General features: G+C 62.9%; 14 protein-coding genes. 10 read left to right on the forward strand and 4 right to left on the reverse strand.

The genetic code is table 11. The features are described 5' to 3' along the window. Nucleotides 1-44 precede the first annotated feature (44 nt). Both IP85_RS03755 and IP85_RS03760 read right to left on the reverse strand, forming a co-directional pair. Nucleotides 45-644, reverse strand: coding sequence for a DedA family protein (locus IP85_RS03755; protein ID WP_054148322.1), 600 nt, complete (start codon nucleotides 642-644; stop codon nucleotides 45-47). After that, the gene (locus IP85_RS03760) at nucleotides 641-1,000 is read right to left on the reverse strand and encodes a hypothetical protein (protein ID WP_054148323.1); all 360 of its coding nucleotides are present in this window, start codon (nucleotides 998-1,000) and stop codon (nucleotides 641-643) included. The genes IP85_RS03755 and IP85_RS03760 overlap by 4 nt, the downstream gene beginning before the upstream one ends. Before the next feature lie 98 nt (nucleotides 1,001-1,098). Between IP85_RS03760 and ung the strand changes: the two genes are divergently transcribed. The 6 genes from ung (at nucleotide 1,099) to IP85_RS03790 (ending at nucleotide 6,759) form a co-directional block, all read left to right on the forward strand. Beyond that, on the forward strand, nucleotides 1,099-1,791 hold the full coding sequence (gene ung / locus IP85_RS03765) for a uracil-DNA glycosylase (RefSeq protein WP_054148324.1): 693 nt from the start codon (nucleotides 1,099-1,101) through the stop codon (nucleotides 1,789-1,791). Between the two features lie 155 nt (nucleotides 1,792-1,946). Continuing rightward, on the forward strand, nucleotides 1,947-3,221 hold the full coding sequence (locus IP85_RS03770) for an FAD-dependent oxidoreductase (RefSeq protein WP_054148325.1): 1,275 nt from the start codon (nucleotides 1,947-1,949) through the stop codon (nucleotides 3,219-3,221). Nucleotides 3,222-3,332: 111 nt separating this feature from the next. Beyond that, nucleotides 3,333-4,760 (forward strand): aldehyde dehydrogenase family protein, encoded by a 1,428-nt coding sequence (locus tag IP85_RS03775; RefSeq protein ID WP_054148326.1) that lies wholly within the window; start codon nucleotides 3,333-3,335, stop codon nucleotides 4,758-4,760. 260 nt (nucleotides 4,761-5,020) lie between these two features. After that, on the forward strand, nucleotides 5,021-5,419 hold the full coding sequence (locus tag IP85_RS03780) for a DUF1236 domain-containing protein (protein ID WP_054148521.1): 399 nt from the start codon (nucleotides 5,021-5,023) through the stop codon (nucleotides 5,417-5,419). Between the two features lie 81 nt (nucleotides 5,420-5,500). Next, nucleotides 5,501-5,884: a hypothetical protein gene (locus tag IP85_RS22345; RefSeq protein ID WP_054148327.1), complete on the forward strand. Its 384-nt coding sequence runs from the start codon at nucleotides 5,501-5,503 to the stop codon at nucleotides 5,882-5,884. Nucleotides 5,885-6,012: 128 nt separating this feature from the next. After that, a complete protein-coding gene (locus tag IP85_RS03790) occupies nucleotides 6,013-6,759 on the forward strand; it encodes a metallophosphoesterase (RefSeq protein WP_197277980.1) in 747 nt (248 codons plus the stop codon). A 15-nt stretch (nucleotides 6,760-6,774) separates the two neighbouring features. On the opposite strand, the gene IP85_RS03795 is transcribed toward IP85_RS03790, so the two are convergent. Continuing rightward, on the reverse strand, nucleotides 6,775-7,674 hold the full coding sequence (locus IP85_RS03795) for a DMT family transporter (RefSeq protein WP_150127564.1): 900 nt from the start codon (nucleotides 7,672-7,674) through the stop codon (nucleotides 6,775-6,777). 214 nt (nucleotides 7,675-7,888) lie between these two features. Here IP85_RS03795 and IP85_RS03800 point away from each other — a divergent pair, with 214 nt between their 5' ends. From IP85_RS03800 to IP85_RS03815, 4 genes are all read left to right on the forward strand, one after another. Then, nucleotides 7,889-9,187: an adenylosuccinate synthase gene (locus tag IP85_RS03800; protein ID WP_054148329.1), complete on the forward strand. Its 1,299-nt coding sequence runs from the start codon at nucleotides 7,889-7,891 to the stop codon at nucleotides 9,185-9,187. A 59-nt stretch (nucleotides 9,188-9,246) separates the two neighbouring features. After that, entirely contained in the window at nucleotides 9,247-11,742 is a 2,496-nt protein-coding gene (locus IP85_RS03805; protein ID WP_054148330.1) for a hypothetical protein, read from the forward strand. A 121-nt stretch (nucleotides 11,743-11,863) separates the two neighbouring features. Then, a complete protein-coding gene (locus IP85_RS03810; protein ID WP_082347572.1) occupies nucleotides 11,864-12,808 on the forward strand; it encodes an ABC transporter ATP-binding protein in 945 nt (314 codons plus the stop codon). Continuing rightward, nucleotides 12,805-13,587 (forward strand): ABC transporter permease, encoded by a 783-nt coding sequence (locus tag IP85_RS03815; RefSeq protein WP_054148331.1) that lies wholly within the window; start codon nucleotides 12,805-12,807, stop codon nucleotides 13,585-13,587. The genes IP85_RS03810 and IP85_RS03815 overlap by 4 nt, the downstream gene beginning before the upstream one ends. Before the next feature lie 77 nt (nucleotides 13,588-13,664). On the opposite strand, the gene rpoH is transcribed toward IP85_RS03815, so the two are convergent. Then, nucleotides 13,665-14,567 carry an RNA polymerase sigma factor RpoH gene (rpoH, locus tag IP85_RS03820; RefSeq protein ID WP_054148332.1) on the reverse strand — a complete coding sequence of 301 codons (903 nt, stop codon included), beginning with the start codon at nucleotides 14,565-14,567 and terminating at the stop codon, nucleotides 13,665-13,667. Nucleotides 14,568-14,654 lie beyond the last annotated feature (87 nt).

Here is a 14,654-nt window from a genome sequence, read left to right on the forward strand (position 1 = left end):
TGTGTGACAGTTCGGCGAAGCCTCACCGGGTTCGCTATGTGGCTTCAGTCCTTGCTGCGCAGAGCGCGAAGCAGTTTGAAACCCAGGAATGCGGCAACGGCACCGGCCGCCAGGAAGCCGCTGATGCTGCCGCTGATTTCGGCGATCTCCGTGACGCTCTCGCTGAAGGCCGCTCCGAGACCGGTATAGAGACCGACCCAGACCATCTCTCCAAGGAGGCCTGCCAGCGTGAAGCGGGCCCAGGAAAAGCCTGAGGCTCCGGCCAAAAGGTTCAGATAGGGGCCGAGCGGGGAAAGCAGCCAGCGGGTGAGAAAGACGGCGACAGTCCCCCGTGCATCCATCTCGTGCTGCGCCCGTTCTATCGCTTTGCGGCGTGCCGGCTCGCGGCTGACGATCGGGACGAGGCGCTGTCCGGCGAGGCGGCCAAGCATGTAGCCGATCTGGTCTCCCGCCACGGCCGAGGCGAGTGCCACGGCAATGACATAGGCCAGCGTGAAGTCTCCGGCGGCCGCCAATGCGCCCATCAGCATCATGACGATCGAGGCGGGCAGGGGCGCGCCGAGGCAACTGATGCCGACGACCAGCGCAAGCAGCAACAGGCCATAGGACGGCAGCGATGCGAGCAGCGTCTCGGTCAGGGTCATCTCGGAGGCACCTGCCGGCGCAGTTCGGTAAGGGAGGCCTCTATCTCGGCCTTGAACTCTTCGAAGTCCTGGCCACGCTCTTCTGCCAATCGCTCCAGCGAGGGGCGCGGGCCATCCTTTGGCGGCGGTGGCAGATCAAGGTCGCGGGCGAGCTTCTCGACCGGCACATGCCAGGAATGGGCGACATAGCCGATCGTCATCCAGGGTTCAGGCGGAAGGTCCTGGCGGGCGGGGTCGTTCCAGTAGGTCACGAAGAAAATCGTTCGCCCGGCGAAGAAGATTGCGAGCGCCATCGCCAGCAGGAATGCCGATGTCAGAATGCGCTGGCGGCGCCAGAGTTTCAGGAATGACTTCACGGTTCTCTTGTGTGCTCAGGTCGGGTTGAGGTTGACAGGTCCGGTTGCCGGCTCTCTATCGTCACGAAGCATGTAAGCGAGAACGAGGAGCGGCGGCAATGGCGGAGGTGGGTGTCCGGCTCGAAGACAGCTGGAAAGCGGTGCTGGGAGACGAGTTCGCGCAGCCCTACATGCGCAATCTCAAGGATTTCCTGAGGGCAGAAAAGGCGGCTGGCAAGCAGATCTTCCCCAAGGGTGCGGAGTATTTCCGGGCGCTTGATCTGACCCCGCTCGACGAAGTCCGGGTGGTGATCCTCGGCCAGGATCCCTATCACGGGGCGGGGCAGGCGCATGGGTTGTGCTTCAGCGTCAAACCCGGCGTGCGCATCCCGCCCTCGCTCGTCAACATCTACAAGGAGCTGCAGAGCGACCTCGGCATTGCGCCGGCGCGGCACGGCTTCCTGGAGCACTGGGCGCAACAGGGTGTGCTGCTTCTCAACAGCGTGCTGACGGTCGAAGAGGCGCGGGCGGCCTCGCATCAGGGGCAAGGCTGGGAGCGGTTTACCGATGCGGTGATCCGCGCTGTTAACGAGGATTGCGAGCATGTCGTCTTCATGCTGTGGGGCTCCTACGCGCAGAAGAAGGCTGCCTTTGTCGATGGGTCCCGCCATCTGATCTTGAAGGCGCCGCATCCCTCGCCGCTTTCAGCACATAACGGTTTCTTCGGCTGCCGGCATTTTTCGCAAGCCAATGATTATCTTCTCTCCAAGGGCAGAAACGCGATTGATTGGCAGTTGCCCAGCGAAGCATGAGGCGGGATCCTGGATGCCCTTATCGAAACCTGCTTAAGTAAGTAAATCGTCATTCTACCGAGTGAACAAAATACAGCCTGACGTTTATTGTGTGCTTTATTGGGGCGGGGCAGATTGCTCGACGATTTTTCCAGTCGTTTTCAGGTCTCACCTTTATGCAGTCCGCAATTCCGGTTTCGTCCGTTTGGCGACGGCCCGTTTCGCCGCTTCTTTGTCGCTGTGAAGAGGGCGATCTCGACCTTGTTGTCATTGGTGCCGGGTATCAGGGTCTTTCGACAGCACTGCATGCGGCCCGCGCCGGGCTTTCGGTTCAGGTCATCGAAGCCGGCGGGATCGGTGACGGTGCATCCGGGGTGAATGGCGGCCAGGTGATCCCGGGACTGAAGCAGGATCCGGAAACGCTGTTTGCGCTTTTCGGTGAAGAGACCGGCCGAAGGCTGATCGAGTTTTCGGCGGGGACGGCAGATCTTGTCTTCGATCTCATCGCCCGCGAGGGGCTCGATGTCGAGCATACGCGCTCCGGCTGGATCCAGGCGGCGCATACCGAGACCGCCATGCAGGCGGCCGCTCAGCGCAATCGGCAATGGCGGGCTCAAGGGGCGGATGTGGCGCTTCTCAATTCTGCAGAGATTGCGCTTCTGACCGGTGCCGAAGGTTATCGCGGCGGTTTTCTCGACCGTCGCGCCGGTGTCGTCAATCCGCTGGCGCTCGTGCATGAACTGGCGCGTGTCGCGACGGAAGCCGGCGCGGCGCTTGTTCTGAATGATGCCGCCATGTCGCTGCAGAGGGACGGAGCGTTCTGGCAAATCACAACGCAATCCGGCCGCTCGTTCCGGGCGCCGAAAGTCCTTGTCGCGACCAACGCCTATTCCGAGGGGCTGGTGCCGAACCTTGCCCAGAGCCTCGTCTGGCTGCATTCCTTCCAGATTGCCACGCAGCCGCTACCGCCGGATTTCGATTTCGTCCTGCCAAGCGGACAGGCGGTGTCAGACAGCCGGCGGATCCTCGTCTACTATCGCCGCAGCGCAGACGGTCGTCTGGTTCTCGGTGGACGGGGGCCGATGCGCGTACCGCAATCGACAGACGATTGGCTGCATCTGGAGCGGGCCACGCTTCGTCTGTTTCCGATGCTTGGCTCCGTGCGGATCGAGCAGCGCTGGTTCGGTCGTGTCGCGATGACGCCCGACCATCTGCCGCATCTCCATGAGCCTCACCCGGGGCTTCTGATGGCGGTCGGCTGCCAGGGGCGCGGCATTGGGCTGATGGTGGCGCTCGGTCGGGCTCTCGCGCGGTATCTGGCCGAGGGCAGCCGGGAGGCTCTGCCACTGCCGATCACGCCCGTGGTACCCATTCCGCTGCATCGCTTCCGACGTCTCGGTGTCGCTGCCCATCTTGCCTGGTATAGATTGCTCGATGGACTGGAACGCTGATCCCCGCATTGAGGTTGGGGAAAGCCTGATCACGCCGTTTTGGATGCTTGCCGTGATCCGGCATGTGACCAATAGTGCAAAATACCTTACTTTCACTCCGCTGGAGCGCGCATGTCCAACCATCTGAAGTTCTTCATAGACGGTGCGTGGGTCGATCCGCTGGAGCCTGCGGTGCTGGACGTGATCGATCCGTCCACCGAGGAGGCCTTTACGACGATCTCCATCGGCGGACGCGGCGATGTCGAACGCGCCGTGGCAGCCGCCCGAAAAGCCTTTGCCACTTTCTCGCTGACCGACCGGTCGGAGCGACTGGCGCTTCTTGAGCGCATCCTTGCTGTTTACAACGAGCGCTTCGACGACATCGCCCAGGCCATCAGTCGTGAAATGGGTGCGCCGCTCACTTTCGCACGAGACTCTCAAGCCGGGGCAGGGCGAGCGCATCTGGAGGCCACGATTGCCGCCTTCAAGAGCTTCGAATTCATGGAGCAGCGTGGCTCGACCCGCATCGTCAAGGAGCCAATCGGCGTCTGTGCGCTTATCACGCCCTGGAACTGGCCGCTCAACCAGATCGTCTGCAAGGTTGCTCCGGCAATTGCCGCCGGCTGCACCGTCGTGCTCAAGCCCTCGGAGATCGCGCCGGTCTCGGGGCTGATCTTTGCCGAGGTGATGCAGGCGGCTGGGACGCCTGATGGGGTGTTCAACCTGGTCAACGGCCGCGGCCCCGAAGTTGGTCAGGTGATGGCGGGCCATCCCGATGTCGACATGGTGTCGTTCACCGGTTCGACGCGGGCCGGCATCATCGTCGCCAAGACGGCGGCCGACACGGTCAAGCGTGTGGCGCAGGAGCTGGGCGGCAAGTCGGCGAACATCATCCTTCCGGATGCCGATTTAGAGACTGCCGTGCGCAAGGGCGTGGAGGGCTGCTTCGGCAATTCGGGCCAGTCCTGCGATGCGCCGACCCGGATGCTGGTCCCGGCCGATCGCCATGACGAGGCGCTTCATATTGCGCGCGAGGCTGCGGACGCTCACAAGGTCGGTGATCCCAGAGCCGAAGATACCGTCCTCGGTCCTGTGGTGAGCGACATTCAATACAACAAGATCCAGCGGCTGATCGAAATGGGGATCGAAGAAGGCGCGCTGCTGGTCACCGGCGGTCCCGGGCGGCCCGAGGGCCTGAACCGCGGCTACTATATCCGCCCTACGGTTTTCGGCCATGTGACGCCGGATATGACGATCGCCCGTGAAGAGATCTTCGGCCCCGTGCTGTCGATCATGCCCTACGAGACCGAAGAGGAGGCGATCGCAATCGCCAACGACACCGTCTATGGCCTCGCTGCCTATGTTCAGTCGCAGGATATCGACCATGCGCGGCGGGTTGCAGGGCAGATGCGCGCGGGCTCCGTCTATCTGAACTATCCGGACTGGGACACGTCCGCACCGTTCGGCGGCTACAAACAATCCGGCAACGGGCGCGAATATGCGGATTGGGGCATTCACGACTTTCTCGAGATCAAGGGCATCGTCGGCTGGGGCGCCTGAGCGGCTTTCAGAACACTCACCACGCCGTCCGTCCCGCCGCAAACGCGCCGTGGGCTTTTCAGCTTTGGTATCGACTCGCCCTTGAGCGACTGCAGTTCTACTGCGACCTCAAGTAATATCTGCTGCAAATATTACGCCTCTGCCTAAATTTTGCCAATTTTTCCAAAGGCTTGCAGTAGCGCCTTAGGACAGGTGCGCGGAACAATTTCGCGTGAAGTCCGTTCTTTCCGTCAATGGCAGTCAACGGAAAGGATCAAGCCATGAATACGAAGATTATCGCTCTTGGCGCAGTCGTACTTGGTGCCGTCGCTTCTCCTGTCCTGGCGCAGGAAGGTACGGTCACCGGTGCTGCCGGTGGTGCCGTGACCGGTGCTATTGTCGGCGGTCCCGTTGGTGCCGCCGTAGGTGGCGTCGTCGGCGCCATTGCCGGCACCGCAGTCGCCCCGCCGCCGGACCGGGTTGTCACCTATGTCCAGCAGCAGCCGGTCCCGGCTCAGCCGGTCGTGATCGAGCGGCAGGTGGTCGTCGGTGAACCTCTTCCGCAGGAAGTTGTCCTGACCACGATCCCCGAGGATCCGACCTATGCCTATGCCGTGGTCAACAACCAGCGCGTCATCGTCGACCCGCAGACCTATGTCGTCGTCGGCGTCGTTCAGTAAGCGCCGATTGCCAGCCTTGTACATAAGCAAGCTAACGGCCGGCCGCGCAGCGGTCGGTCACCCAAACCAGGAGGAAATACCATGGACCAACGTCCTGACCCCCGCCTCGATCAGCGTCCGCACGTCACCCAGCAGACCACTGCGGGCAGCGGCGCGACCTGGGGCATCGCAGTCCTGCTGATCGTGGTGATCGCAGCCGGCGCATACTTCGTCTTCGGTGGCAATGACACCGCCGAAACCCCGGTTACTCCGGCCACGGAAAGCAGCACGCCTGCAGCACCGCCGGCCGATGCTCCGGCTCCGCCGCCGGCTGACACGACGACGCCGCCGGCAGGTTCGGCAACGCCTCCGGCTGCCGATCCGGTCAACCCGCCGCCGGCAACCGATCCGGCACCGGCGACACCTGCGACACCGGCTCCCACCGGTGGTGCCACCGATACGCCGCCACCTACCACGACGCCTTAATCGGTGTCTTGAAGCATTGCGAGGCCGGCCCCTTTGGGGCTGGCCTTTTTAGTGCCGATACGCTTTTCTCTCACTGCGTGCAGCGCAGCGACAGGACAGGAGAACGTCCAATGGGTGATGAGGGGCTCATGAGCACTGACACAGGTCGCCCACCACGTCTCGTCATCGATCCCTCCGACTATGCCGCTGTCTACGCAATCGGTGACGTGCATGGCTGTCTCGATGCGCTTCTGGAGCTGGAAGACATGATCCGCGAGGACGCGCAGTCGATAGAGGGGCGCAAGCTGATCGTGATGCTCGGCGACTATGTCGACCGAGGCCCGAAATCCGCTGCCGTCCTCTATCATCTCACGGCATCGCCGCCTTCAGGATTCGAGCGGGTTAGCCTGCGGGGCAATCACGACGACGCCTTCCTCGCATTTCTCGACGGTGATCCGGCCGGTGACTGGGTCCTCGACCACGGTGCGGAGACGACCTTGGCGTCCTACGGGGTCGAGATCGACGGTTTCACTCTGCCTGCTGGCCGATTTGCTTTGCGCGAGGCCATTAGGAATGCAGTTCCGAGCAGCCATCTGGCGTTTCTCAGATCGCTGCCGGTGCTGCTCACCATGGGTACGGATGTCTTCGCCCATGCCGGTCTGAAGCCGGGGCGACCGCTTTCCGAGCAGACCGATGACGACCTCATGTGGATCAGGCGATCCTTCCTCGATCTCGGTCCGGGTCTGCCTGTCCGTGTCTTTCATGGGCATACGCCGATGCGGGAAGCCCATGTCGGTCCGGATCGGGTCAGTCTCGACACGCATTGCTATCGCAGCGGGCGGCTGACAGCGGCGCGTGTTTTGGCTGGAGACGTGACAATCCTCTCTGTCGGCTAACCTTTCTTGAGGTTGTCAGCGCGGAGCCTTGTCAGGTGCGGGCTTGCCCCATTCGGCGATGGCGATGCCACCGAGAACCAGCACCAATGCCACCACATGGAAGACTTCCAGCTTTTCGCCGAGAATGGTGACCGATAGCAGCGTGCCGAAGACCGGAACGAGATTGATGAAGAGGCCGGCCCGGTTGGCGCCGATGCCTTCGACGCCCTTGATGTAGAGGATCTGCGAGATCAGCGAGGGGAACAGCCCGGCATAGAGAATGATCAGCCAGCCGCGCGTATCGGGGAGGATCAGCTCGCCTCGGCCCGCTTCCCACCAGAGAAGCGGCAGACAGGTGACGGCGGCGGCGAGTGCCGGCACCGCCATCAGGCTCTTCCAGTGGACAGGTGGCTTCCAGCGCAATGACACGGTGTAAATCGCGTAAGCGATGCCGGCAAACAGCATCAGCAGATCGCCATAATTCAGCGTCAGGGTGAGCAAGGTCTGCAGATCGCCATGGGAGGCGGTGACGGCAGCCCCGATGAAGCTGATCATGAAGCCCAGGATCTGGACCGCGGAGACGGCAATGCGAAACAGCAGGAAGTTGATGACGAAGATCAGGACCGGGATCGCACCCTGTTCGATCGCGCCGTTGACCGCGCTGGTATACTTGAGCGCCGTATAGAGAAAGCCGTTGAAGGCGGCATAGCCCACCGCGCCGTAGAAGATCAGCAGCTTCCAGTTGGCTTTCAGGACATCCCAGTCCTTGCGGATCTGCGGGATTGCAATTGACGCGATCACGAGTGTCGCCAGCGCCCAGCGGCCGAAGCTCAGGACCATCGGGCTCACATGGCCAAGCGCCAGCTTGCCAGCAATCGTATTGCCGCCCCAGAGCAAGGTCGTGATGACGAGAAAGGTATAGGCGCGGATGGGCAAAGACGTCATTCCCTGCATGCGGACGCCGCTTGCCGAAACCGTGTGCCCCCCGGTCCGTCACGGCGCAATTGCCTCCGAAATAGGCCAGGGGGGACGCTTTGTCACGTAAAAAGCCAAATCGCCCGTCAAGACGGGTCGATTTCCCAAAAACAACACAGTATAGATGCGCGGGTTTGGGTAGGCGCAGGCACTGCGCAATATACAGGATTATGTGATGACGAATGTCGTGGTGATTGGTTCGCAATGGGGTGACGAGGGCAAGGGCAAGATTGTCGACTGGCTCTCTGAACGTGCGGACATCGTGGTCCGCTTCCAGGGCGGACACAATGCCGGCCACACGCTCGTCATCGACGGCGTTTCCTACAAGCTCTCGCTGCTTCCCTCGGGCGTCGTGCGCCCGGGCAAGAAGGCTGTCATCGGCAATGGCGTGGTCGTTGATCCGCATGCGCTGATCGCCGAAATCGGCCGTCTGAAGGATCAGGGCGTCGAAGTGACCCCGGACAATCTGCGGATCGCCGAAAACGCCACGCTGATTCTCTCGCTGCATCGCGAGCTCGACGGCATGCGCGAAGACGCAGCCTCCAACAGCGGCACCAAGATCGGCACCACGCGTCGCGGCATCGGCCCGGCCTATGAAGACAAGGTCGGTCGTCGCGCGATCCGCGTGATGGATCTTGCCGATCTCGATGCGCTGGAAGGCAAGGTCGAACGTATTCTGACCCACCACAACGCGCTGCGTCGCGGCTTCGGCGTTGCCGAAATCGAGCACAAGACGATCATGGAAGAGCTGACTTCTATCGCCGATCGCGTGCTGCCGTTCATGGATTCGGTCTGGGTGCTGCTCGACAAGGAGCGCCGCAAGGGCTCGCGCATCCTGTTTGAAGGCGCGCAGGGCTCCCTGCTCGACATCGACCACGGCACCTATCCCTTCGTCACCTCGTCGAACACCGTCGCCGGTCAGGCCGCGGCCGGTTCCGGCATGGGCCCGGGCTCGCTCGGCTATATCCTCGGGATCACCAAGGCCTACACGACGCGTGTCGGTGAAGGTCCGTTCCCGACCGAGCTGCACGACGAGATCGGTCAGTTCCTCGGTGAGAAGGGCCATGAGTTCGGCACCGTCACGGGCCGCAAGCGCCGTTGTGGCTGGTTCGATGCGGCGCTGGTGCGCCAGTCGGTTGCCACCAATGGAATCACCGGCATTGCATTGACCAAACTCGACGTTCTCGACGGCCTTGAAGAGCTAAAGATCTGCGTCGGCTATAAGCTCGACGGTCAGGAAATCGATTATCTTCCGGCAGCGCAGGCTGCCCAGGCACGCGTCGAGCCTGTTTACATCACGCTCGAAGGCTGGAAGGAATCGACCGTCGGAGCCCGGAAATGGGCGGATTTGCCGGCTCAGGCGATCAAGTATGTGCGCCAGGTGGAAGAGCTGATCGGTGCTCCGGTCGCCCTCCTGTCGACAAGTCCCGAACGCGACGACACAATACTTGTGACGGACCCCTTCGAGGATTAATCTAGGATTTTATTGAAATTTTGCCGGCGCGGCGGGCCGGCTCTCAAGAGAAAGTGCTGATGGCTGACTTTATCGCTGTGATTCGACGGGCCGTGGACGGCCTGTCGAACAATACTCCGGAGATGCGCGCGCGAGTCTACGAAAAGGCTCGCGCCGCTGTCGTTCGGCAGCTCGAGAACATGTCACCGCGCCCGCCCGAGCATATGCTGCAGCGTCAGCTCGACAAGCTCGATGCGGCTATCCGTGAAGTCGAAGCGGAACATGCGGATGCCTTGCCGCCGCTTGAAGAGACGCCTGATTCTTCCATGCCTGCAGCCGCGGCTGCCGGTGTGGCAGCGACAGCGGCTGTTTCTGCGCCTGCCTGGGGCGAGCCGCAGCCGGAATACGCGCCTTCTTCGAACGAGGATGCGGCGGCGCCGGAACCGGCAGAAGACGCTGCTCCGGCCGAACAGCCGGTCGAGCCTCAGCCGGCGGTAAGCGGTGATGACTGGGCGGACGCCCACATGGCCGAGCCTGCGACACCTGCAGGGGTGGAGGAGCCAGCCTATGTCGCCGAAGAACCAGCCTACGTCGCCGAAGAAACCATCACGCCCGTAGAAGAGTCTGTTCCGGAACAGGCCGTCGAACCGATGCCGTCGGCGGAAACCGCCTGGCAGGACCAACCCTTTGCGGTTCAGGAGCCGGAGAACGACTATTCGCGGCTCTACGAGAGCCGTGAAGACGATGCTCCTGCCGTCGAGCCGGAGCCGCCATACGAACCGGCGCCGGAGGCGAGGGACGATGTCGAAACGGTCGCAGCCGCTGCACCCTACGGCGAAGGCCTGACCGCCGAAGAGACCTGGCCTCGGGGTGACGAGCCGGAAACGGCTGCACCCGCCTGGGATGCCGTGCCTGTTGTCGAGGTCGAACCTGTTGCCGAAGAGCCCCTTGGCTCTGACGCGGCAGTCGAGGTCGAGCCTTATCTCCCGCCGCAGGCGCCGGAGGTTGGTATTCGGGTGGATTCGGTTGAGGATTGGCTTCAGAGCCGCGCACTCGATCCGGCCCCGGTCATCCCCTCGGCAAGCTGGGAGCTGCCGGCTGCGACCGAAACGGCCGCCAATCGCGTGCCCGAACTGCCGGAAATCGACACCGCGCCGCCGGCCGTTTCCTATACGCCAACCGACGAGTTCCCCGCCTATGAGGAACCTGTACACGTCGAGGCCAGCAACGACTATGTCGCGCCGGAGGGCTTGAGCCTTCCCGATGCCGATCCGGTCGTGCTCGGCAAGATCGCGTCCACCTCCACGGCACCGGCAATCGACGCCGATGACTTCAGCCAGTGGTTCCAGGAGCATGTCGATCAGGGCGAGACTCAGAAAGGCAATGGTGCTCCGGCTTCTGCTTCTGCCGCCCCTGCGGCCAGCGAATGGGACGAGCATTTCGACAGCTTTGCACCCAGCGCCAAGGGTGCGCAGGTCGACGTCGCGGGCCAGGCCGATGGCATGGAAGCGCTGGTCGGCGGTTATGGCCAGCAGCCTGCCTATCGCCTCGAGCCGAAGAAGCGTCGCAATCCGGCCCCGATCATCGTTGCCGCGCTGGTGCTGGTTGTGCTCGGCGCTGGCGGTTATCTCGCATGGAGCATGCGGGATCAGATCGGCAGCATGGTCGCCAACCTGACGGGCGAGGTTGTGCCGACGCAAGAGGCCGCCGAAGCGCCCGCGGCGACACCTGCCGAGCAGCCGGAGGCACCGGCCGACACGGCGGCTGCACCGGAAGTGGCGGCACCTGCAGTCGACGACGGCAGCCAGAAATTCACGCAGCGACTGCAGGCCGACGGAACGGAAATCGATGCAGGGGCCGGATCGGCGCCCATCGAGGGCGCGCCCGCCGAAGGTCGCTCCGTCTCGGCCCAGACCGTGGCGTCCACGGTCGAGCCGACCGATGCGCCGGCTGCTGCCAATGGCGCGGCTGCCACGCAGACGCCGGGAACCGCCGCCAATACGGCAGTCGCGGCCGGCGGGGAAAAGCTCTTCCTCTACGAAGAGCGTATCGGCCAGGCGACGCCGGTCGCAGTGCCTGGTTCGATCACATGGACGGCTGTGCGTGAAAACGGGGCGGACGGCCGACCTGATCCGCAGATCCAGGGCCGTATCAACGTGCCGGAGCGCGGCATCTCGGCGCTCCTGACCTTCAAGCGCAACACCGACAATTCGCTGCCGGCGAGCCACATCATCGAAGTGGTGTTCTCCGTGCCTGCGGATTTCGAGGGTGGTGCGGTGGAGAATCTGCAGCGGATTGCCATGAAGCGTACCGAGCAGGACCGCGGCGACCCGCTGGTTGCCGTGACGGCCAAGGTGACCGACGACACCTATCTCGTGGCGCTCAACGACTTCGAGGACGTGGTAAAGCGCAACATGGACCTTCTGTCCACGCGCGGCTGGATCGATATTCCCGTCACCTACCGCAATGGCAGACGCGCGCTGATCACGCTCGACAAGGGAACGACCGGTGGCAATGTCTTCGATCAGGTCATCCGCGAGTGGGCGGCATTGACGCCCGCCGCGCCAGCGAACTGAGGCTCGTCCCTATCGCTTTTCTACGGATCCGTCGGGCATGTCCCGGCGGATTTTTGTTTTCGATTTCAGGGTTAGGGCAGCGGAAGTTCTCGCCGCCAGCGACCAATGCAGGGACGACGTGATGTCAGTACAGGCGCAGCGAGTGTCGACGATTCCCTTTGCCGATCCGGGCGGTGATCCGGCCATTGCCTTCCTGGCCGTCAGCAAGGGTTTCGGGCGTGGAAGCGGGGTCATCAAGGCGCTCGATGATTTGAGCCTTTCCATCCCCCGAGGTGTCGTCTATGGCCTGCTCGGTCCGAACGGCGCGGGCAAGAGTACGCTCCTGCGCATTCTCGCCGGATTGGTCAGGCCCGATCGCGGCGAGATCCGGATCTTCGGCGAGCCGGCTTGCCCCGCCCAGCGCAGCCGTCTCGGCATGTTGATCGAATCGCCGAGCTTCTACCCCTTCCTGACGGCCCGAGAGCATTTGCGGATGTTGGCGGGCGCCACGGGTACCGCAACGCTTGTGGAGCCGATCTTGCGGCGCATTGGACTTGAAAAGGCGGCTGATAAAGCCGTCTCCGGCTTTTCGCTTGGCATGAAGCAGCGGCTCGGCATCGGCTGTGCGTTGATCGGGCAGCCCGAGGCGCTCGTCCTTGACGAGCCGATCAACGGGCTCGATCCCGATGGCATTCTGGAGATGCGGGCCCTTGTCCACGAACTGGCGCATCGCGATGGCCTGACTGTGCTTCTTTCCAGTCATCTGCTGGACGAGGTGGAGCGGGTTTGCGACCGGGTGGCGATCCTCCGGCGGGGGGCGCTGGTCGCCGAAGGTGCGGTTGCCGACCTCCTTGATCGTGACGGTCGCTTCTGGTTGAAAGTGGACGCGCCGGATGCGGTGCTTGCCCGTCTCGGCGAAGAGGCCGAGGAAGCGGACGGCGGCGTTTACGTGCGGATCGAACGGACGGAGGTACCCAAACTCATCCTGTCGCTCGCCAATGCCGGTGTTCGCATTCACGAGGCCAAGTGGATCAAGCCGGATCTGGAAACCGTCTTCCTGTCAGAGACGCGGGAGGTGCGCTCTTGAACCCGCTTCTCTCTGCCGAAATGCTCAAGCTTGTCCGTCAGCCGGGCATACTCTTCTGGGGCTTCCTGGCCGTGCCGGTCGCGGCACTTCTGGTCAAGCTGGTCATCGCGGGCTTCATCTATCTGCGCATGGGGCGGCAGTCCGGCGATGTCGATGTGTTCCTGTCGGCGGCGAAGAGCCTCAGTCTCTCTGGAAACTCGCTCGGCCACCTGCTCTTCGCGCTCGGGATCGCCACGGTCTTCTTTCTCGAATATCGCTATTCCACCTGGCGGCTGCTGGTGCCCAGGCATTCGCGCGTGCAGCTCTTCGCAGCGAAGCTGCTCGTTTGCCTTGCGTGGCTCGCATTCGCTCTGTTGCTGGCTGCTGTCGGCGATATTGTGCTGACCATGCTGTTTGGTGTCTTGCAAGGGCAAGGTCTCGACATCTCGGCGTCCTCGCTCATTGCGCTGGTGGCGGCATTCGGGATCGCATTTCTTGAACTTGCGGTTCTGGCGTCGCTCGCTGCCCTGCTCGTGGTTGCCTTTCGGTCGATGATTGCGGCCGTTATCCCGGGCTTTCTGCTGGCGATCGGTTCGACACTGCTCCAACTCTATCTGGGAGCGGATGCCGATCGGTTGCCATTGCCGGGCTACGCGGCTCAGGACTTGCGGGACTGGTTGCTCGCGGGAGGGACGCCCGTTGCGGCAATGATCGGCGCCGCGGTGCTTTTCGGCTGGTTCTGCGTCCTGACGGGGCTTGGACTTGCAGTCTTCTCGCGGCAGCAACTGGCATCGGAGTAACAATCGGCCACCCACAAAGGAAAAGCCGCCCGGTTGCCCGGACGGCTTGAACAGCTATTGCAGGGGCTGCAGGCTCTTTAAGCCTCGACCACCCGCAAGGCCTTGGCGCGCTCCAGAGCGTCCTTCTGGACGGCTTCCTGGACCTTTTCGAAGGCGCGGACCTCGATCTGGCGGACGCGTTCGCGGCTGATGTCGAACTCGGTGGAGAGTTCTTCCAGCGTGACCGGATCATCGGCGAGGCGGCGAGCTTCGAAGATGCGGCGTTCGCGGTCGTTCAACACGCTCATGGCCCGCTTCAGCATGCTGCGGCGGGTTTCGAGCTCGTCCTGTTCGATTAGGACTGCCTCCTGGCTTTCGTGGTCGTCGACGAGCCAATCCTGCCACTGGCCGCTTTCGCCTTCGGCGGCGCGCAAGGGTGCATTCAGCGATGCGTCGCCGGAGAGGCGGCGGTTCATCGAAATGACCTCCTCCTCGGACACCTTCAGCTTGGTCGCGATCTCGGTGACCTGGTCGGGCTTCAGGTCGCCTTCCTCGATCGCCTGGATCTTGCCCTTGAGGCGGCGCAGGTTGAAGAACAGGCGTTTCTGGTTGGCGGTGGTGCCCATCTTCACCAGCGACCAGGAGCGCAGGATGTATTCCTGGATCGAGGCCTTGATCCACCACATGGCATAGGTCGCCAGGCGGAAGCCACGCTCGGGGTCGAACTTCTTGACGGCCTGCATCAGGCCGACATTGCCTTCCGATACGACTTCGCCGATCGGCAGGCCGTAGCCGCGATAGCCCATGGCGATCTTCGCGACCAGGCGCAGGTGGCTTGTGACCATCCGGTGCGCCGCGTCACGGTCGCCGTGTTCGGCATAACGCTTGGCAAGCATGTATTCTTCCTGGGGTTCCAGCATCGGGAACTTGCGGATCTCGTCCAGGTAACGGTTAAGGCCGGCTTCTCCGGCTGTGATCGATGGCAAACTACTGCGGGCCATATAGCACCCCTCTTTCTTCGCGGGCTCCCAATTCCGGCGAGCCCCACCTCCGTGGATCTCTCTATCCCACAGAAATCCGTATGACAG

Source organism: Rhizobium sp. AAP116, from assembly GCF_001295785.1.
In the GTDB taxonomy this organism is placed as follows: Bacteria; Pseudomonadota; Alphaproteobacteria; order Rhizobiales; family Rhizobiaceae; genus Allorhizobium.